This is a genomic window from Pseudoalteromonas sp. FUC4 (assembly GCF_008370255.1).
GTDB lineage: Bacteria > Pseudomonadota > Gammaproteobacteria > Enterobacterales > Alteromonadaceae > Pseudoalteromonas.
Genome location: NZ_SEUI01000008.1, coordinates 32,480 through 52,404, shown reverse-complemented (window position 1 = coordinate 52,404; position 19,925 = coordinate 32,480). Strand labels below are relative to the sequence as shown.

The 19,925-nt window shown below is 39.2% G+C and carries 16 protein-coding genes; 8 read left to right on the top strand and 8 right to left on the bottom strand.

The window, feature by feature from the left end:
• Window positions 1–77: 77 nt before the first annotated feature.
• Window positions 78–3,779: a S8 family serine peptidase gene (locus EU510_RS18230; RefSeq protein WP_149594631.1), complete on the bottom strand. Its 3,702-nt coding sequence runs from the start codon at window positions 3,777–3,779 to the stop codon at window positions 78–80.
• 230 nt (window positions 3,780–4,009) lie between these two features.
• Here EU510_RS18230 and EU510_RS18225 point away from each other — a divergent pair, with 230 nt between their 5' ends.
• On the top strand, window positions 4,010–4,480 hold the full coding sequence (locus tag EU510_RS18225) for a DUF2721 domain-containing protein (protein ID WP_024605414.1): 471 nt from the start codon (window positions 4,010–4,012) through the stop codon (window positions 4,478–4,480).
• Between the two features lie 92 nt (window positions 4,481–4,572).
• The gene (locus EU510_RS18220; protein WP_149594630.1) at window positions 4,573–5,025 is read left to right on the top strand and encodes a c-type cytochrome; all 453 of its coding nucleotides are present in this window, start codon (window positions 4,573–4,575) and stop codon (window positions 5,023–5,025) included.
• A gap of 90 nt (window positions 5,026–5,115) precedes the next feature.
• Here EU510_RS18220 and EU510_RS18215 read toward each other — a convergent pair whose 3' ends face one another.
• The 4 genes from EU510_RS18215 to EU510_RS18200 form a co-directional block, all read right to left on the bottom strand.
• Window positions 5,116–8,250, bottom strand: a complete 3,135-nt coding sequence (locus EU510_RS18215; protein WP_149594629.1) for an efflux RND transporter permease subunit — start codon at window positions 8,248–8,250, stop codon at window positions 5,116–5,118.
• A gap of 12 nt (window positions 8,251–8,262) precedes the next feature.
• The gene (locus EU510_RS18210; RefSeq protein WP_149594628.1) at window positions 8,263–9,438 is read right to left on the bottom strand and encodes an efflux RND transporter periplasmic adaptor subunit; all 1,176 of its coding nucleotides are present in this window, start codon (window positions 9,436–9,438) and stop codon (window positions 8,263–8,265) included.
• A 218-nt stretch (window positions 9,439–9,656) separates the two neighbouring features.
• A complete protein-coding gene (locus tag EU510_RS18205) occupies window positions 9,657–10,445 on the bottom strand; it encodes a PhzF family phenazine biosynthesis protein (RefSeq protein WP_149594627.1) in 789 nt (262 codons plus the stop codon).
• 72 nt (window positions 10,446–10,517) lie between these two features.
• A complete protein-coding gene (locus tag EU510_RS18200; protein ID WP_188085443.1) occupies window positions 10,518–11,132 on the bottom strand; it encodes a SemiSWEET family transporter in 615 nt (204 codons plus the stop codon).
• Window positions 11,133–11,421: 289 nt separating this feature from the next.
• Between EU510_RS18200 and EU510_RS18195 the strand changes: the two genes are divergently transcribed.
• Window positions 11,422–12,555, top strand: a complete 1,134-nt coding sequence (locus tag EU510_RS18195) for a PepSY-associated TM helix domain-containing protein (protein ID WP_149594625.1) — start codon at window positions 11,422–11,424, stop codon at window positions 12,553–12,555.
• Window positions 12,556–12,837: 282 nt separating this feature from the next.
• Here EU510_RS18195 and EU510_RS18190 read toward each other — a convergent pair whose 3' ends face one another.
• Genes EU510_RS18190 through EU510_RS18180 form a run of 3 tightly spaced genes read right to left on the bottom strand, consistent with a single transcriptional unit; the run spans window position 12,838 to window position 15,787 of the window.
• Window positions 12,838–14,385, bottom strand: coding sequence for a PH domain-containing protein (locus EU510_RS18190; protein WP_149594624.1), 1,548 nt, complete (start codon window positions 14,383–14,385; stop codon window positions 12,838–12,840).
• Window positions 14,378–14,911: a PH domain-containing protein gene (locus EU510_RS18185; RefSeq protein ID WP_149594623.1), complete on the bottom strand. Its 534-nt coding sequence runs from the start codon at window positions 14,909–14,911 to the stop codon at window positions 14,378–14,380. Before EU510_RS18185 ends, EU510_RS18190 begins: the two co-directional genes overlap by 8 nt.
• Before the next feature lie 27 nt (window positions 14,912–14,938).
• Window positions 14,939–15,787, bottom strand: coding sequence for a D-hexose-6-phosphate mutarotase (locus EU510_RS18180; RefSeq protein ID WP_149594622.1), 849 nt, complete (start codon window positions 15,785–15,787; stop codon window positions 14,939–14,941).
• 427 nt (window positions 15,788–16,214) lie between these two features.
• On the opposite strand from EU510_RS18180, the gene EU510_RS18175 reads away from it, so the two are divergent.
• The 5 genes from EU510_RS18175 to EU510_RS18155 all read left to right on the top strand — a co-directional run bounded on the left by EU510_RS18175 (window position 16,215) and on the right by EU510_RS18155 (window position 19,910).
• Entirely contained in the window at window positions 16,215–16,697 is a 483-nt protein-coding gene (locus EU510_RS18175) for a MarR family winged helix-turn-helix transcriptional regulator (protein WP_002960189.1), read from the top strand.
• 99 nt (window positions 16,698–16,796) lie between these two features.
• Window positions 16,797–18,122: a carbohydrate porin gene (locus EU510_RS18170; protein WP_149594621.1), complete on the top strand. Its 1,326-nt coding sequence runs from the start codon at window positions 16,797–16,799 to the stop codon at window positions 18,120–18,122.
• Window positions 18,123–18,254: 132 nt separating this feature from the next.
• The gene (locus tag EU510_RS18165) at window positions 18,255–18,650 is read left to right on the top strand and encodes a YbaN family protein (RefSeq protein ID WP_149594620.1); all 396 of its coding nucleotides are present in this window, start codon (window positions 18,255–18,257) and stop codon (window positions 18,648–18,650) included.
• A 118-nt stretch (window positions 18,651–18,768) separates the two neighbouring features.
• A complete protein-coding gene (locus EU510_RS18160) occupies window positions 18,769–19,401 on the top strand; it encodes a PepSY-associated TM helix domain-containing protein (RefSeq protein WP_007580451.1) in 633 nt (210 codons plus the stop codon).
• Entirely contained in the window at window positions 19,401–19,910 is a 510-nt protein-coding gene (locus tag EU510_RS18155) for a DUF2271 domain-containing protein (protein WP_149594619.1), read from the top strand. The genes EU510_RS18160 and EU510_RS18155 overlap by 1 nt, the downstream gene beginning before the upstream one ends.
• The last annotated feature ends 15 nt before the right edge of the window (window positions 19,911–19,925 follow it).

The following is a 19,925-nucleotide window of genomic DNA, read 5'->3' as shown; positions in this document are numbered from 1 at the left end:
CTTTATTGTGATTTAGTTTGTGAAGCTATGTAAAAAGGGAGCAGAAGCTCCCTTTATATAACTAATTAGTTATAAAATTACTTTTGTTTACGACGACGCATAAATGCAAACGGCGCTACTAACAATGTAAGCCAAGCTAGTGAACCAGACGAACCATTGCTTTCAGGCTCTGTTGGTGTCACTGGCTGAGGATCTGCAATTGTATCGTTAACCACTATTGATACTGTTGTTTCTTCAGCGGTGGTACCTGACGCTTCACGTACTGTATATGTAAAGCTATCTTCACCAGAGAATTGTGCATTAGGCGTATAATCAATAGTGCCATCTTCCTTAACTGTTGTTGAACCATTTGCAGGTGCAGATAAGACCTCAACAGTCGATGCTACAAGACTCCCCTTAACTCTCACACCTTTGTGCGCGAAGAACTCCGCATTTTCTGTTTCTGATGAAGCAACTGCATCAAATACAAAACGAGATTCAGCCATATCGTTAGCTAATACGTTAATATTAACTGTTTGCTCTTCATCAACTTCCACTGAATCTGCAGTTGTATAATGGCTACGATCTTTTGCAAAAGCTTGATACTGAATATCAACAGTTCCGCCTTTAATCTGATCAACTAGATAACCACTACCAATACCAGTTCCTGTTGGAACTGTATCTATCATTGCACCTACGTTACCATCTGCAGACTCGACACCTGCAGAGTAAGGAGAAGGTAAAGTTGGAACGTCAATGTAGTTTATGCGAACTTCATCAGTACCTTCCTTTAAAATAACTTGGAAAGTGTACTTATCACCTGAACTGCTTCCATAAAGTTCAACGTCATGCCATTCAACAACAACATAGCCACTTTCAAATTTAGCTACATATATATCGCCGCCACCAGTTCCACCCGCCAAATCAAAATCAGCCCATAATGGAGCAATTACACCGCTTGGTGAACTAGCATTAGGCATTGCTTGAGGACTCCATGAGTTAGCTGTATTTACATCAGCGCCAACAGCAATAAAGCCGTTATCTGAGATTGTAAATGCTGAGTACTCTTTACCATCAAAAATAAAATCTGCTTCTACGGTAATCGTTATCTCATCACATCCATCAGGGCAAGATTGTGGGTCAAAACCTTCATCTGCAAGAGAGAGCGTGCCTAAGAGGTCGCTGCTGTTAATAGCAAACTCTTTTGGACCAAGTGTACCTGTCCAAGTTAACTCCTTGTTGTCTTCACTTAAAGTTACTGCACCAGCGCCATTTGTTACTTCAACTACAGGTACTGCACCTTTGAGAAGCTCTGCATTTTCATCAAGTTTCATATTTACTGATAACTCATCAGTAAACGAAGTATTATTAAATTGCACACCAATTTTTGCTGGCGTAGAAGAATTTAGTGAGTCTGCATCAACTGTTGCGCTAAATACGCTGCTATTTGTGGCTTCATTATCGTAAATAGCAAATGGTAAATGCGCAACTTGTCCTGTTTCAGTGTGAGTCCACACTACATGGCCAAAGTTCCAACCTTTCACACTATTAAATGTAGAATCAATATCTAAATTAAATTCAGCTACGTTAGCTTTTTTTCCTGCACTTTCAGTACCTGTAGAAACAGAACCATTTGCTTCAAGCATAATAGTACTTGGAGTCACTGTAATTTCAGCACCTTCCATATCTGTTACTATCTTAGCCGTCCACTCCCCAGCTACATCAGTCATGTTCTCAACTGTATTAGTAAAGCTACATACGCTCAAACAACTTGGATCAGCGTATGAACCATGACCAAATGTAAGAGATGCTTCTAACGCACTAGGCATATCTAAACGTCCTGCGCCTACATCAAATGCATCAGCTTTCGTTATAAGATCTTCTTTGTGTAAGCCATCCATTTTTGATGAGCTCATTAAAGCTGTTTTAATTTGAATTGCATTCCATTCAGGGTGTGCCTGTTTCATAAGCGCAGCAGCACCAGCTACATGAGGGCTTGCCATACTCGTACCAGTAATCGCGTTAAATGTAATACCATTACCTTCGTCAGGAGAATATGCTGATAAAATATCTGTACCAGGCGCTGCAATATCAGGTTTTAAGAAGCTAGGCTCGCCGTTAGGACCACGAGAGCTTGAGGAGTTCACTGCATCTGTAAACTTCTCTTGAATTGTACGCTTAACACTTGGATCTAATAATGCAATGACAGACTCTTCAGCCTCAGTTAATAACTCTACTAAACCTAAACCATCTTCTTGGCTAATTGATGATGCTGGAATAGTCGCATCGTCCATAGCCATACCCATTGCACCGCCTGCAACATTGTTGTGGATAATTACCGCTGTTGCACCTGCTTTCTCAGCATTTGCAGCTTTGGCTGAAAATGCACAGCTACCACGAGAGATTAATGCTACAGAGTCAGCAAATGATATATCTTCAGCAAACTCTTCACACCCTTCAAAGTTATCTGGTGCAATCACTTGCGCAGAAATAATAGGTAATGAAATAGGGTCTGTTAATAAACCATTACTACCTTCAATACTCATGAAGGTCTCACCGGCAACCTCAATCGACTGTGAGAAAAAACGGCCAGTTTGTGTATTAGCTACAGTTAGACCCGATTCGATACAACTTGGACAACCAATTGTCTGGGCACCATTACCGTCATTACCAGCGGCAGTAACAACTACTACACCTGCTTCTTCAGCAGCTTTGAATAAGTCACTGTAGGCACTCGTTGACGGGTTACCACCTGCGCCGCCGCCCCAAGAGTTATTAATAACATCAGCACCATCATTAATGGCTGCTTCTAATGCAGACATTAATGCAACAGTTGTACCGCTACCATTTCCATCAGCCGTATGCCACAGCGCCTTATAAGCCATTAGCTGCGCAGCAGGAGCTACACCTGAAATAGATACGTTATTATCTTTATACGTAATTTCGACCGGGTTACCAACCGCAGTACCTGCTACGTGAGTACCATGGCCGTCATAACCTAAAGGAGATCCAATGTATTCATCTGGGTGCACATTACTAGGGGTTGGACCAAAAGCACGCGCTACAATTAATTTGTTATTACAAAAATCAGCTTCGCCGCCATCTACACGACAGAAGTCTGGGTTTTCAGCAATGTAAGCAGCTTCTTCTTCGCTAAATTCTGCAGCAGCAAAACCAACATCTGAAAACATCGGGTTTTCAGGGCGAATACCAGAATCTATAATTGCAACTTTAATACCTTTACCAGCTTCAGATTGGCCACCTAAAGCCTCCCATGCTTCAACACCTTTTATAACATCGATAGATGCATCCATTAAGGTATGATATTCAGTATCTAAAAATACTTTTTTAACGCCTGAAAGCTTAGCAAGCGCTTCACGCTGACCTTCCTCACCTTCAACAACAATACCGTTAAATAGCGTACTAAACGAATGAGATACTGAACCACCACTCACAGACGCTGCAACTTGCGCTACGCTTTTTTGCTTTGCTTTTAGGTAGCTGCTGTATTTTAAAGCGGGTGCAGAAGATAGCTTAACTTTACTATCTCCAGTTATAACTGCTGAGGTTGCTTCTAGCCCTACAATACCACCTCTGTAAGTCGCCAATGGCTCATCTTCAAGTTGAATAATATAACGCGCTTTTCTAGATATTGTTTTATCTTGAGAGTAAGTTTTAACACTTGAAGTTTCAGGTGCATACCCTTTAGATAAATCAGGTGCTGCAACTACACCATATGACATCATAGCTAAACCAATAGCAGTCGATATAGCTGTTTTTCTCATTATTATATTTGACATTATTTCCCCTGAGGTGAGTTTTATATTATTGTACTTATTACCAATTGTAATTGGCCTATAATTAGAATATAAAACTTTACACCCACTCTGAGCAACATCTTGATTACAAACAAATTACAACCCGTGTATAAAAAGGTTATATAAAAAAATAAGCAGTTGATTTTTAAAGAATATATTTTATTTTTATTTTGTAAATGAGTGTAAACACATTTGACCCTTTTGAGAAAAATATGAATAGCGAAGTAATTAACATTTTAACTATGGCAAAAGTAATTCAAACGGCCGTTGCCCCCGTATTTTTAATCACAGGTATAGCAGCAACTTTAGGTGTTTTATCTAATCGCTTAGCACGAATTACCGACAGAGCGCGCTTATTGGAGCGAAGATTAAAAGTAAATACAGATGATGATTTTAATAAGTCGCTAGCAACAGAACTCCGCGCTTTATTAAAAAGATCTCGATGTATACATATTGCTTTTAGTTTAAGTGTATTAAGTGCCTTGCTTGTATGTGCTGTGGTTATGTTTTTATTCTTGTCGCACATTCAATCAATAAACTTAAGCGTGACTATTGCTTGTTGTTTTGTTGCAGCAATGGCATTACTCATATGTGCATTTATTTCACTACTTGGAGAAGTATTTTTGGCTACCAGAAGTATGCGCCGAGGAATGATATTCGCTGATATAGGTCTTAATGACTAAGTTTTAATTAAATCTATCGCATTCACTTGAATAAATACGATGTTAGATACAAGATATCAAATTAAGAATTACAATTTTCAACAGGGGCAAACATGAAATTAAAAAAAGTATTAGCAACAATAGCACTGGCAACGTGTGCATTTAGCGTATCGGCAAATTCTGCATTTAAAGAGCCAAGTGACGCAATTGAATACCGCCAAGCTGCGTTCTCAATGATTTCAGTGCAAATTGGTGACATGGGCGCAATGCTAAAAGGTAAAGTACCTTTTAACGCAGAGCAATTTAAAATGCGTGCTAACAATGCCGCTGCACTTTCAAAAATGCCATGGGAAGCGTTTTACGAAGGAACAGATAAAGGCGATACAGCGGCACTTGCTGCGGTTTGGGCCGAAAATGCAACCTTTGTTGAAAAAGCAAATGCTTTTGCAGCAAATGCAGATAAGCTAGCGTTAGCTGCTCAATCAGGCGATAAGGCCGTAATTGGTAAAGCTTTTGGTGCATGGGCTAAAGGTTGTAAAGATTGCCATAAGCAATTTAAAGATTAATTTTACTGCAGCATCTAAGCTGCATTAAAAAGATAATAAAAAAGCCCTGGATGGTTAACCGTTCAGGGCTTTTTTTAACTTTATTGTCTATTAACTATTTATTGATACTTTCGCAGCTCGCCCTTTAAATGGGCGCTTAAATAACGTGCCAATATCACCTAAAATCATATATAAACACGGTACCAATATAAGCGTTATTAACGTTGCAAACATAACAGCAAAGCCAAGTGCCACTGCCATAGGTATTACAAACTTAGCCTGCAGGCTTGTTTCAAACATAATGGGCAATACACCTGCAAATGTAGTGATTGATGTTAATAAGATTGCTCTAAAGCGTGCACAACCTGCTTCTATTACTGCATTTTTAACGCTAACACCTTCGCGGCGAACTTGGTTTACGTAATCGGTCATTACTAGGGAGTCGTTTATAACAACGCCTGCAGCAGCAATTAAGCCAAAGCCCGACATTAAGCTCATATCTAAATCAAACCAGTAATGACCCCAAATAGCGCCAGTTAAGCTAAACGGAATAACCGACATTACAATAAGCGGTTGTGAATAGCTTTTAAGCGGCACAGCTAGCAGTATGTATACTAAAATCATTCCGCCAATAAAAAACATTATTTGCTCATTGGCTTGAGCTTGCTGCTCTTCTATTGCGCCACCAAGTTCTGATTTAACACTTGGAAATTCTTCAATTAGCTGTGGAAGTAAGTTTTCTTTTACCTGCTTAACTACTTCACCAGGTTCAATTTGCTCTTCATCAATATTACCATAAACATACACGGTACGATAACCACCTTCACGACGAATATAACTAATGCCAGGTGTTTCGGTCAGCTCTACAACATCACCAAGTAATACTTCTCGCCCCTGTGGGGTGGTCACTACAGTATGTTTAAGCGATGAAAATGCTTCACGAGTTAGTTTAGGGTAGCGTACCATTACACGTACCTCTTCACCGTTTCGGATCACGCGCTGCGCTTCACCACCATAGAAACTAGCACCCACTTGGTTTGCAATACCTGCCAAATCTAAGCCTAAATCGTATGCAACTGGTTTAAGGCTCATTTGCACTTCTTTGCTCGCGGGGTCAATTGTTGAGCTTATATCAAACAGTCCTTTTTGCTGTTGCAGTAATTGAATAAAACGACGACCGGCTTCATTTAAAGTCTCTATGTCAGAACCAAACAGTAAGTAACCAAACTCGCCGCCGCCATTGCTACCACCGCCGCCGCCAACATCATCTTGAATAGTTAACGACTTAATACCGGCAATAGTTGGCATAGCTTCACGCCAACGACGTGAAAGTTCAAATGCATTATACGGGCGTGAATCTTCGTCAACTAAAGGGGCAAGTAATTGCGACTCAGTTCTGCCTTGGTTAAATACCAACACATCACGAATAATTTTTTGACCAAATTCACGCTCAGTTTCTTCATCTACTCTAAGTACCATGGCTTCTATTTCACGAATAGCCGCAATAGTTTGTAGGTCAGAAACGTTATCATTCATTTCTACTTGTATTTGCGGAAAATCGTGCGGCACTTTAGGAGTAGGTACTGTACGTACTTTATTAGACGTAATAAGTGCAATGCTGATAATAAACATTGCAATAAAAGCAAACAAAACAGTCCAGCGCCAATCTACACATTTCGCAATAAAACGTTTATATGGGCCATTTACAAAACCAAAAAAGCGAGTGTTAAAGCGATCGCGCCAGCCCCCTTTTTTAATCGGTGAAAAGTGTGTATGTGCAATGTGAGCCGGTAATATAAGCTTTGACTCTACAAGGCTGAACACCAAACACAGCATAACTACAACAGCTATACCGTAAAAGAAGGCGCTTTCTGGACCGCTTGAAAGCGTAAACGGCGCAAACACAGCAATTGTTGTTAGTACGCCAAACGTTGCAGGAGTTGCTACGCGGTTTGCACCACGTACGACGTTTTCGACACCACCACCGCTTTTTTCTACCTCGGTATAGGCGGCTTCGCCTATTACTATGGCATCATCCACCACTATGCCAAGCACCATAATAAACGCGAATAACGAAATAATATTAATGCTGATGCCAAATAACGGCATCATCATCATGGCCCCTAAAAAACAAACGGGTAAGCCAATCATTACCCATAATGCAAGTTTAAAGCGCAAGAATAACGACAGCATAATGGCCACTAAAATTGCACCTTGAAACAAGTTAGCCTTCATCATATCAAGGCGTGCGTTTAGGTAATATGTCATGTCCATTAATGGCTCTAACCTAATACCTGGCGGTAGCTGCTTATTTTTTTGATCAATAAATGCCTTAACCGAATCGGCCACAGGAATTATATTCTGCTCTTGTGTTGCTTTAACCGACATATAAACGGCATTTTCACCGTTAAATTTAAAGTAACGCTCACCTTCGGTAAATTGATCTTTAATAACGGCCACATCTTGCAGTAAAACTTTAGCGCCATACTCACCAATTTTTACCGGGATATGTCTAAACTCTTCACCCGAGTAAAATTGGTTCTCTACTCGAACAGAAATAACACCCGCATCGGTTTTTAATTGCCCTGCTGAAAAGTTAGCTGAGTAACGACGCACCGCATTAATAACATCACTAAGGGTAAGGTTATATTGGCGAAGCGTATCGGGGTCTATTTCAATTGCAATTTCGTCAAGCGGTACATCGTTTTCAACGAGTGAAACATTAGATAGCTGTAGTAACTCATCTTCTATTTGATTAGCAATAGGCTTAAGCTCTGTAAGCGGTAAATCGCCAACGAGTGTCATACCTATTACATCTTGCCTAAATTCAACTTGGCTTATGGTGACCGGTTCCATACCAGCCGGAAAAGTCGCAATACCATCAACACGTAACTTTACTTTATCAAGCACATCGGTAAGTTCAGCATCAGTGTTTATTTCAAGGCTTGCAGTGCCGCCATTTCTAAAAGCGCGGTACACACCTTTTTTAATTTCGGTTATATCTTTAAGTGACTCTTCAATTTTTATAAGAATACTTTCTTCTATTTCTTGAGGAGAGGCACCTGGGTAGTTAGCTTCAACGTTAATATAGTTAACTTCTATATTTGGAAACATTTGACGCTGAATAGTGAAGTAACTTATAGCCCCCATAACAATGATAAAAAACATCATTAAGTTTGCAGCAACCGAGTTATTAGCAAAGTAGGCAATGAGTCCTGTTTGTTTTTTTTGTATTGATTCGCTCATATCTAATACACCTTACAGCTGTTGCGTGTTTGAGGTGCTCAACTCTGAGCTTTCAGGTGTAGCTACACCGGCAATTTTAACCTGCATCCCTTTTTGTGGGTATTCAGGCAAAGTAGTAACGAGTTGGTCGTCAGCATTTAAACCACTGCTGATATAAAAGTATTCACCTTCTTCACGAATAACCGTTACTTTACGTGGCTCAAGCTCTTGGCTTTTGTTTACGACCCATACGGTTTGGTTATTCACTAAAGCTTGCGGTAAGCGGTAAATATTATTAAGCGTAGCCCCTGCAAAATTAACTTGTACGTAGCTACCAAATTTAATAGATGGTTGTTTTGTTTTTAAACCATAAGGGTCTTCAATTCGCACAACTAAACTGCTCATGCGCGTAGCGCTATCTACAATTCCTAAGTCGCGGTCTATTACCCCTTCGCGCGTAAAGCTATTTAGCCCTTTTTGAATCACTGTAGCGGTAATGCCTTTAATACGCTCTGGTAAAAACACGCTATCGAACCCTGCAATAGGAATAATCACTTCAGCGGTCTCAATATTATTGAGTTCAGCAACTTGCGAACCCATAGTGACAAACTGGCCAACACCTACATTACGGCTAACCACTAAAGCATCGTATGGCGCTGTCACTTCACAATTATCTAAATCGCGTTGCGCACGCTTTAAAGCTGCTTGCGCCGATTTAACTGCAGCTTGAGCACTTAACACTTGCGGCTTACGTAAAAATAAATCGGTACGCGCTTTACTAGGAAAACGCTTTGCTTCGTCTTCGGCTACCTGTGCCTGAGCCTGCTCCTCAATAAGGGCAGCCTGTGCTCGAGCAACATCAGCCTCAGCAACAAGTACTGCAGCTTCATAGTTATCTTTTTCGATAGTGAATAAGGTTTCACCGCGAGCAACGATGCCACCGGCTACAAAGTTAGGATGCCAACTTAGTACTTCACCCGATACCTGCGCCGAAAGCTGTGTATTTTCAAGCGGCTTTACTTCACCGTAGCTATTAATAATAACTTGATGATCATTTGCAGCCACTGGCTCAACTTGCACTGTTGGACGAGTATCTACCGCCTTTTTTTGCTCTGGTTCTTGTGCAATGGCATTTATTCCCATAAAGCCAACAATACCAACAATGAGCGCTACAAATGGAAAAACCCATCTAAGTGAATTTGTTTGCATATCCTATTATCCCCAAAATTCTATTAACGCCATAATACCAGAGCCATATGAAACATTAAGGTGACATTTGTAAGCAACTGTTACAAATGCGTGTGTTAATAGATAAAATAAAGGAGGTAATTCAAAAAACGGCTAGTGGGATCATAAAAACAACCTGCTAATATGATTTTGAAATGAATAATTTAAACATCGTTCCTTGCCAAATATAAAGCTCCTAATTAAATATAAATAGTGCCCTTTAAATACCTTACAGCATGCCCGGTCAAAGTGACGGTTGTATCACCCACTTCACATAGTAAATACCCGCCTCTGCTTGAAGCCTGATAAGCACTTAACGTAGTTTTACCCAATTGCTGCGCCCAGTAAGGTGCCAAGCCAGTATGAATTGAGCCCGTTACATAATCTTCGTCGCCACCGCTTGCAGGCCAAAAATAACGAGATATAAAATCATAATCATCACTAGGTGCTGTAGCTACTACATCAAGTGGATAAAGCGCTTTTAAAAGCTCGGAGTTAGTTGTTAATTCAATTATTTGATCGGCACTTTCATAAATAGCAAAGTAAGCTTGGCGGTTTTTAAGCACTTTACTCGGTTGTATAAACAGGCCATCAAGCAATTGCTGCGGTACATTCTGTACCTCAACCGGTGCTTGTTTAGGAAAGGTCATTGCAAAGCTGCCATCAGCGTTTTTATTAACGATTAGCTCGCCCACCGCATCAGCAATAAAGCGAATTTGCGATATGTTATGCTCTTCACATAAAACATAGGCAGCCGCAAGTGTGGCGTGACCACAAAAATCGATTTCCATTAACGGCGAAAACCAACGAATAACAAAACTGCCATCGTCTTGCAGGCAGGTAAAAGCCGTTTCAGATACGTTATTCTCAGCACCAATTTTTAGCATTAAATCGTCACTTAGCCACGATTTCAATGGGATCACTGCCGCATAGTTACCTTTAAATAACTCATTCGAAAACGCATCAATTTGATGAATAGTTAATTGCATTGTTTAAACTTTGTAATGATTAATAGCTTAAAACTGCCACACCTAAACTCAATTAGCACTTTTATTTTAGCTTTAAGCCATTGCAGGTCGCATTCTATAATATTGCATACAACCAAATTGCACAGCATTGGTAAGCAATAACATAATAAACATAAGTAAGTGCGCGGTGCTTGGAGCCGCGGTTGTAAGCTCAACAACTAAGCCGCAAATACCAGCAATAAACTGCAAGCTAAAGTAGCGCGCGCTTAAATTACTCACATTGCCTGTACGCAATGTTTTATAAGTTTGCGGCATAACACGTACCGAACTCATCACAAGACCAACATACGTTAAAGCGCTTAATACTGTTGCAGTATCGAGGCTTGAATTTAAAAGCAGTGAAAAAGGCAGTAACGAAAAACCTAGCATAACAACCAGCTGTACGCGTTCTCGTTTAGCTGCGTTGAAACGCGCAAAAAAATACAAAATAAGCCCGCTTAACGCACCAGTTACGACAAATGGTAACGCAATATAATAGCGCTCAAAGTACATATTGTAAGTTATAAAATAAAGGCTTTGTGCTAATCCAAATGTCATCATTAATAGTGACAAACCAGAGACACTACGGTTTTTACGAATTTTGTTTAGTAATGGTAAAAAACTAAAAACCAAAATAAAAGAAGACAATATAGGCAAATAATGCGCCAAAGCAACCTCGCTCGTTACATAAATGTTAATTAAAAACAGAAATAAAAACATTTAATAAACATCTGTTTTAAAAGGCTTTTACTATGAGCGCGGCATTGTAGAGCCGCGTAAATTTAACTCAACTAAATATGACATTCTTATTTTAGGTACTGGCAAGCTAGGTATACAAAAACCGTAGAATTAAGTTCACGGTTTACCTATTTAATAGGAAACCTACTCACAACCTATCAAATAAAAATGATAGTTGTTATCATGCGCAAGTCATTAGCTGCTGTATATAAAACTATCTATGAGAAAAACTCTTTTTAAAATTCACAGTTGGATCGCTCTTATAGCTCTCATTCCCTTGATTGTTATTAGTATTACAGGGAGCGTATTAGTTTTTAAAAGTGAAATAGATGGCTTACTTATGCCAAACAGCCATTTTGTTGTAAAAGCACAACCAGAGCGCATGCCTATAGACAAATTAATTGCTAAAACAGAGCATGCTTACCCTGAATATGTAGTAGGTAGTTGGGAAATATTTAACGATGATATCGCTGATCGGGTTTATTTAATAAAGCGCGGTACAGAAGATTGGTATAAATTTCACTTAGATCAATACACTGGAAATATTCTTTCAGAGCCGGTAGGTACTAGCCACTATTTTACAGATTGGTTTTTAGACTTACATTACACATTTTTACTTAACGATTTAAAAAGCCTACCGGGGCAAACGGGTACCGTTTTAGGTTTCTTTTTTGCCGTGTTTTTTTTGGTATTAGGTATTACTGGCCTTATTATTTATCGTAAATTTTGGCAGCGTTTATTTAGCGTACGCTGGCGTGCAACACTGCAAATAGTACTTAGCGACATTCATAAAATGACAGGCGTGATCGGCTCACCCATTATTATTGTTTTAGCCATAACAGGTGGCTACTTTAATGGTGCGGTGTGGTACCACGAAGTAATAGAGCACGCTGAAGAAGAACATTTTACGCTAACCAAAAACTTATACAGCGAAGAGGTTTCTTTTCAGCATGTACTCGATGACAGTAAAAGACAAATACCTACATTTAATGGTACGTATTTACTTATGCCGCTTGAACCAGAGCAAAATATCACCGTGTTTGGGGAGGTCGATACCAGTAACCCGCTTGCAAGTGAATACGCTAATACAGTAACTTACAACAAGATTACTGGTGAGCATATGGCTAGCTGGGATATACGTGGAGCGAGTGTTGGTTGGCAAGCTATTGATAGCTTTAGAAAGCTCCACTTTGGTTACTTTGCAGGTTTAATTAGTAAAACTCTATGGTGCGTTATAGGTCTGAGCCCTGTCTGGCTTGGTGGCACTGGTTTTTATTTATGGTTTACCCGTCGTAAACGTAAAAAACAGTCACAAAAAAATCGCTCAAGTAAACGCCACACAGTAAGCAATTGATTATATAGTAGCTCAGGGTTTTAGGCTAAGTTACCATCCTTACAAATGGGGAAATAACTTAGCTTAAATCATCATTAATTTAATACTTTTGAAGTAAACAATAAAAGCTTACCAAGCTCACATACTTTCTTTGGAGCTTAATCCGCCTAACGTAAACCAGTTTGCATATACTAAGCCATTTGATTTTGCTGATGTTTTATTTTGTAAAGTTTACTCAGTCTACTATTTTTCTTTACTATGGCATCTTCAACTTCTGGTAGCGTTATTTTTAATGAGGAGATATTACATCCAGCTGCGAGTATCTGACTCAATCTGCTTAATTGTAAAATCAATAATAAAGTCAGCATCTTGCTGCTTTATATAGGGCATAAATGCAAAGCCCGAAGCAAGTTGTATATACAGGCTTTTTAAGCTTGATTTGCGCATTAAGTACGTACTTATACTTCGTGCACTTTGCGCTTTATAAAGCTCAAAAACACGGTAATGAACGCCAATCATACCTTTGCGTACAACCATGTAAAATCGGCCATTATCCTCATGCATGTAATAACCATAACGCTGATACGACAAAGTTACCAAGCCAGAAAACACCACCAAAACACCAAGGCTTATCAAAGTATTAATATCAGTAATAAAACAAAAGCCAAACACTAATACACTGGGTAACAATGAATAAAAGCCTAAATTTTTATACAAAAGCGCTCGTTCTGCGCGCTTAAAAGCGAGTTTTTTACTATTAAACCACGGGTAAATCCACTGGCATACACTATCAACTTGTTCGCTATTTAATACTGGTAATACTAAGGTTTGTTTATTTTGTTTAGCCGCAACACCTGCAACTATTCCACCGCTACTTGCTTGTAAACACTCCACGGTAAAGCGCTTTAGTAGTCGCCCCATTAAGTTTTGCTTTATAACAATAGATTGCACTTTATCCATACTCATAGAAAGCTGATGGCGCTCTAACAAGCCTGCAATACGTTTAAATTTTTGACCTTTAAAGTAAAGTTCAAAATTATAAAAGCGAATAAGCGACATAGTCACCGATAGCATCACAGCTGCAAAAACTAGCAAAACAATTAAGGTGATCATCGCAAAAGTTGCAGCACTTGCCAGCATACCAAACTCTTGTTGATAAAAGCCTTCTACTTTCGCAATAATTTGCTTCTCTAAAAAATCAACAATCAGGTTTATAAAAGGGGCCAAAGCAGCCATTGCTAAAATAGCCATATTCGACATCAAACCAAATTTGGCTATTTCTTTATTGCTAATGCTTAGGCTGTTTTCGATAGTGTCTGTTTTGCTTTGTTCAGTATTTTGTACTTCTTGCTGTTGCTGCGCTTTAAAATCAAATATTTGTTTACGCATTTGCTGTGCATAATCTTTAGTGACACCAGGTAAAACAACTTCTTGCGACACACTGCCAGCGGCATCAAAAATACAATTAACTAAGTCTACGGGGGTAAAATAAAACGGCTCGGCAATATTAACGTTTTGCACACGGCCAAATTTAAGCGTAAGTCGCTCTTTTTTAAATACACCCTTGTTAAGCAGTATTTCGTTGTCGCTACTAATACTAAACTTAAAATTTAAATAATATAAAAATGAGTAAATAAGCAACGAAATTAGCGCAATCCCACCTGCAGCCTGTGCCCAAAACAACTTATTTTCTACTTGAGTAACAAACACGACTAGCATAGGCAGTAGGTTTAAAAGGCCATCTTTTACAAAGCGCACACTAAAGTGCACAACAAAGTATAAAAGTGCCCAGGGCGATACTTTTTGCCAGTAAATAGGGCTGGCTTTATCTTCGAGAGTTGCATTACTCATCGACTAAAGCTGCCTGAGTAGTTGCGTCGTCTTGGCGGTAGTTTTGTACAAATTGGCGCATATTTTTACAATCATCATGGGTTAGCTCGCTAATTTGTAAATCGGCACTTACACCGCCAGCGCTAAATAATTTAATGCTCGCAAGGCTAAGTTTTCGCTCTATTGGCCCTTGGTGTATTTCCATATGCTGTACACGTGCTAAAGGTAATACCGTCACTTGTTGCCAAATAACGCCTTTTTTAAAAGCAATGTCATGATCTCGCACTGCAAAACCTCGCAGCCTCACACTTATTATGTTGTACGCCATAGATACGGCCACCAAAATAGGCATACCAATTAGCAAATACGTTTGTGCATTATTAGCAAAGGCTTCATTAAAATAACAAACAGCAATAAGCGCTCCAATTAGCGGTATATAAAACAGAAGCGAGCTAAGCTGTGTATGTAATAAGGCTTTATCAGCCAATGGCTTAAAGCTAATATCACTATGCTTTGGTAAATCCATTATTTGTTGATTGTTAAACACTATTTATCCCTATTACTGCTTAATTACTTACCAACTAATGGTGGTTATTAAGGTGTGACTTTGTTTTGGCTCAAGCGTTACCTTATCTGTCAGTACATTAGCGGCCTCTAGACACAGCATTGTTTTATATTCATCGTCAGCAAAGTTAGATAAGCGTTTTGATTTTTCTATCCATGGATTCCACAGTACACACGAGTTTGAATTTTCACGGCTCACACTAATAACACCTTCTGGCGTATTAATCGTTTGTACTGCACTTGCTTGTGTATAAACCATGTCAGTTTCGCGATTAAAGCTTACAACATCATTTTGTACAAATGGCCCTTCACTAAACTCAATATATTGCGCGCCTTGCAAACCATCTACATGGGTATTTGTAATGTCTGAGGTAGGAAAATAGGTATGCAGTGCTTGAGTAAAGCTAAATGGCACAGTTCCTAAGTTAGTGGTCGTTAAGCGAACCTGTAATTTATCGCTTAATATAAACTCAACTTTTAATGCTGACTGATGCGGCCAATACGTTGTATTAACTAGCTTCATAGGTAACTTTAAACTAACCGTAATTTGCTCATCAGATTCGTGTACTTCATCGGCTTGCCACACACTTGTGCGCGCAAAACCATGGGCAGGCCAGCCATCATTAGCGTGTGTACCAAACCATGGCCAACAAATAGGAATACCACCTCGAATACTCGCCCCTTCTTGATAGGTTTCGTCTTGTGATACCCATATAAGTGGCTTGTTATTTTTAGGGATAAACTCGGTAATTTGTCCACCTTGCAAAAATATTTTTGCGTCGCACTTTTCACTAGCTACTTTGATAAACTCAAGTCCGGATTCGCTTTGCTCAATGCTAACTGATGGCGATAATTTCATACCTTCCCCTATAATACTGATACTAAAGATTTTTAACATTTACATCTAAACAATAATGCATGCTTAAAGTATACGCTATTGATATTAAATATTGATTGCTGAATTTGTTCATTGCCGATTAATACATATACAGTAAACTCACAAACAATTACTTTGTACTAACAGCTGTAAATGAATAATACTAAAGTCTATGCAATAAGACTTGCCAATTATTCACAACATACGTACTGTGCGCAACTTAATGCACACAATGTGCTAAGAAAATTTACCAATATTTAAACAATATAATTTTACATTAGTTACTGCTCTAACTATTAAAAACCAATAAAAGCAGGCTAAAGTACAATATATTATTTGAATTCAATTTATTTGATGTGTAACATTTCGCGATTACGGCAAACTACCGCCCCATCGACGAGATAAGCAAATGCAAAAATATGACGAGTTATTGGTTTCTTTACGTAAAGTTATCCGCGCGATTGACTTACATTCTAAGCAGCTAAATAAAACTTCGGGTTTAACTGGCCCACAATTGCTTATAATGCAAGAAGTGCAAAAAACCGATGGAATAACGGCGAGCCGTATTGCTCAAAATGTAAATTTAAGCCCAGCAACGGTCACCAATATTCTCGACAGAATAGAAAGCAGAAACTTAGTAACACGCGTACGCAGTCAAATGGATAAACGCAGAGTGAGCTTATACCTCACCGACAAAGGAAAAGAGTTACTTGATAAAGCACCTCAGCCATTGCAAGAACACTTTATTGAAAAGTTTTCTGCGCTTGCTGAGTGGGAACAGAGCCTTTTACTCTCATCAATGCAGCGTGTAGCCGCGATGATGGATGCAGATAAATTAGATGCATCGCCCCTTCTAGAAGTTGGTGCACTTACTCAAGCTCCTAAAGAATAAACAATAAAAAAATACATAGTTTTTGTACTTACTCTAAACGTAAGGCGTTTTTTGACGTCTTGAATTTTTTATTTTTTAATCACAAGCAGAGCGGCTATTATGACTAAACTCTCAAAATTGACACTAGCACTAGTTCTAGGTGGTGTTACAAGCACTTCTTATGCGTCTGATGATCTAGACACACTACAAAGCCAACTTAAACAGCTAAAGCAACAAATGCAATTGCTTGAAAATAAATTAGCTGATGAAAAAACAAAACAACAGCAAATTAATAAGCAGCACGAACAGCAAGTTGCAAACATCAGTAAAAAATCTGATCAAAAAGTAGTGGAAGTTGCCGCAGCTGAACCTGAGAAAAAAGATGAAGGTATTAAAGTTGGTGGAGCAATACGCTTTAATTACAGCACCAACACATACGATGAAGATACCCAAGATCGCGGTGGCGATTTTGATTTTGATATTTTCCGTATAAATGTATCTGGTGAAATTAACGATATTTCACTTAACGGTGAAGTACGTTTTTACGATTATATGACCGTTGTTAAGTACGCTTACTTAGGTTACGAGTTTGCAGATGGTTGGGAAGGACAAGCTGGTATTGCACCTGTGCCTTTTGGTAATGGTCCATACAACTCACACAGCTACTTTTTCAGCACTAACTATTACGTAGGCCTAGAAGACGACTTTGACTTAGGTGTAGTAGTAAAACGTAAACTTAAAGATAACTGGAAACTAGACCTAGGCTTTTTCAAAAATGATGAGCTAGGTGGAGTAGACGGTGGCTCATCAGATATTAACCATCGTTACTCTTACGACATTATTGGTAGTCGTTCAGCAGAGGAAGGTACATACGATGCACCAGGCTCTCGCATAGGTGAATACAATACGTTTGCCGGGCGTGCGACATATCAAATTGAACACAGCAAAAATATAACTACCGATGTGGGTGTATCATTATTAAGTGGTGGCTTACATGACGGTAACGATCGTGCAGGTAACTACGGTGCATGGGCATTTCATGTTGATAGCACAATTAACAACTGGAATATCCAATTTCAACACGGTGAATACGACTACGATCTAGACGACAGCAGCGACCGCTTTGTTGTTGGTGCGTATGCTTATTACGACACTGTATCAAGCGAAGCAACTATGACTAACTTTAACGTTGCTTATAATTACTCGCTTGATTGGGGTCCAGTTACCGACATTCAATTTTACAACGATTACGGCATTATTTATGACAAGTCTGACGACAGCGCAGATACATGGATGAACGTAACAGGTATGAGTGTTGCTGCAGGTGGTTTCTTTAGTTACTTTGACTTTATTCAAGCACGTAACCAGCCATTTATTGGCGGAACAATTATTGGTGATGGTGATACAGAACGTCGCTTCAACATAAATATTGGTTACTACTTCTAAACTGTTAACCGCATTTATTTTTAAAAGGGCAAACTTCACTTAGTTTGCCCTTTTTTATTGATTTTAAGCTTCGAATTAATAGCTATTTAGCCTACAATTAGAGATACCATAACACGCCTAAAAAGAGCCTAAGTGAATATAAAAGCAGTGTTTATTTGTTATAAAAACTTATGGTTTAAAGCGCTTGGCTTAATACTTGTAGCCTTGGGCATTATTGGCATTGTGTTACCGGTCATGCCTACCACTATATTTTTTATTTTAGCGCTCACCTGCTTTACTCGCTCGTCACCCGCGCTTGAACAATGGCTGTTAAACCACCCTCGTTACGGTGTAACTTTGCAGCAATGGCAAGCCCACAAAGTAGTGCCTGTTAAAGCCAAATGCTACGCCGCCATTGGCATGTTAATTGGATTTATATTTTTACTATACTCAGCCGCCCCTATTTGGGTTATTTACCTCGTTGCAACGATAGAAATATCGGTAATGATTTACCTTATCTTAAGACCCTCTACTCCACCTAAGTACTAAACGCATACCTACAAATACCCTCCACTTTTAAAATCTTAATGTAAAGATAAGTAAGTAAATTTGTAATAGCTAATGCAAATCATTATCATGTTGTAAATTTAATTTATTTACTGTTTTTATGTCGTTTATTAATAAGCGGGCTTTGTATAGTACAAGCCGTGCTCTACATATTTATATTTCTACAGCTTTGTTTTTTTTGCTTATTTTATTTTGTGTTAGCGGCATTGTGCTCAACCATATTGATTGGCTTAAAAACGACAAAAATAACGGCCAAGTAACGGCGGTAATTCCAGCTGAGCTAGTTACCAAAGCAAATGAGCAGCTAAATACGTTGCCTACGCTTTACCCAGAAATAGAAGCTTATTTAGCCGAGCAATATGCACTTACAAAAGTAAAAAGCATTGAGTGGGAAAAAGAAGACGCACTTGTCATGCTCGACTACCCACTGCCTGCTGGGTTTGCCTACGCAGAGCTTGACTTTACAACTGGCGAGCTAAATCTTGATTACCAAACAGGTGGCTTTTTAAGCCTTATTGGCGACTTACATAAAGGCCGCCACAGCGGTGAAGTATGGAGTTGGGTGATTGATATATCTGCCGTACTAATGATTCTATTTGCCATCACCGGCATGATTATTTTGTTTCAAAATAGAAAAAAACGCTTAGCAGGAATATGGATAACCTTACTAGGAGTCGCAACTCCACTGGTTATTTATTTATGCTGGGTTCCACAAATAAAAGGAGTGTCTTAATGGTTAAATTTAAATTATTTATAAGCGCCGCATTACTGCTCGTAGCTGCGTTTTTTCAAACAACGGTGCATGCGCAAACACCACAGCTAGAGGTTGAATTAACGCTTCCTGACTTAGAAGTGCAACCGTATCACCGCCCGTACGTTGCAGTTTGGCTTGAAACACCAGAGCGCAAACACGTTACAACGCTTGCACTTTGGGTGCAAAAAGCAGAATGGTTTAAAGACTTACGCCAATGGTGGCGTAAAGCCGGTAAAAGCGATGCCAACTTTGACGGCATTAGCGGCGCAACAAAGCGCGCGGGTACTTACACTATAAATTGGCAAGGTAACGATTTAGACGGTAACCCAGTAAAACCAGGTAAATACTTATTAAATATTGAAGTTGTACGCGAAGAAGGCGGCAGAGACTACACCCGCGTTGAGCTCGATTTAACTAAATCAGGCAAGCTGACAATTGATGGTAAAAATGAGTTTTCTAAAAGCTTCGTCACTGTAAGCACTAAGTAGCTGCTACTTAATCAT

Coding starts and splice junctions, on each gene's coding strand:
- EU510_RS18170 (WP_149594621.1), top strand. CDS start 16,797: ATGACTAAACTCTCAAAATTGACACTAGCACTAGTTCTAGGTGGTGTT.
- EU510_RS18220 (WP_149594630.1), top strand. CDS start 4,573: ATGAAATTAAAAAAAGTATTAGCAACAATAGCACTGGCAACGTGTGCA.
- EU510_RS18175 (WP_002960189.1), top strand. CDS start 16,215: ATGCAAAAATATGACGAGTTATTGGTTTCTTTACGTAAAGTTATCCGC.
- EU510_RS18215 (WP_149594629.1), bottom strand. CDS start 8,250: ATGAGCGAATCAATACAAAAAAAACAAACAGGACTCATTGCCTACTTT.
- EU510_RS18155 (WP_149594619.1), top strand. CDS start 19,401: ATGGTTAAATTTAAATTATTTATAAGCGCCGCATTACTGCTCGTAGCT.
- EU510_RS18210 (WP_149594628.1), bottom strand. CDS start 9,438: ATGCAAACAAATTCACTTAGATGGGTTTTTCCATTTGTAGCGCTCATT.
- EU510_RS18190 (WP_149594624.1), bottom strand. CDS start 14,385: ATGAGTAATGCAACTCTCGAAGATAAAGCCAGCCCTATTTACTGGCAA.
- EU510_RS18225 (WP_024605414.1), top strand. CDS start 4,010: ATGAATAGCGAAGTAATTAACATTTTAACTATGGCAAAAGTAATTCAA.
- EU510_RS18160 (WP_007580451.1), top strand. CDS start 18,769: ATGTCGTTTATTAATAAGCGGGCTTTGTATAGTACAAGCCGTGCTCTA.
- EU510_RS18180 (WP_149594622.1), bottom strand. CDS start 15,787: ATGAAATTATCGCCATCAGTTAGCATTGAGCAAAGCGAATCCGGACTT.
- EU510_RS18195 (WP_149594625.1), top strand. CDS start 11,422: ATGAGAAAAACTCTTTTTAAAATTCACAGTTGGATCGCTCTTATAGCT.
- EU510_RS18230 (WP_149594631.1), bottom strand. CDS start 3,779: ATGTCAAATATAATAATGAGAAAAACAGCTATATCGACTGCTATTGGT.
- EU510_RS18205 (WP_149594627.1), bottom strand. CDS start 10,445: ATGCAATTAACTATTCATCAAATTGATGCGTTTTCGAATGAGTTATTT.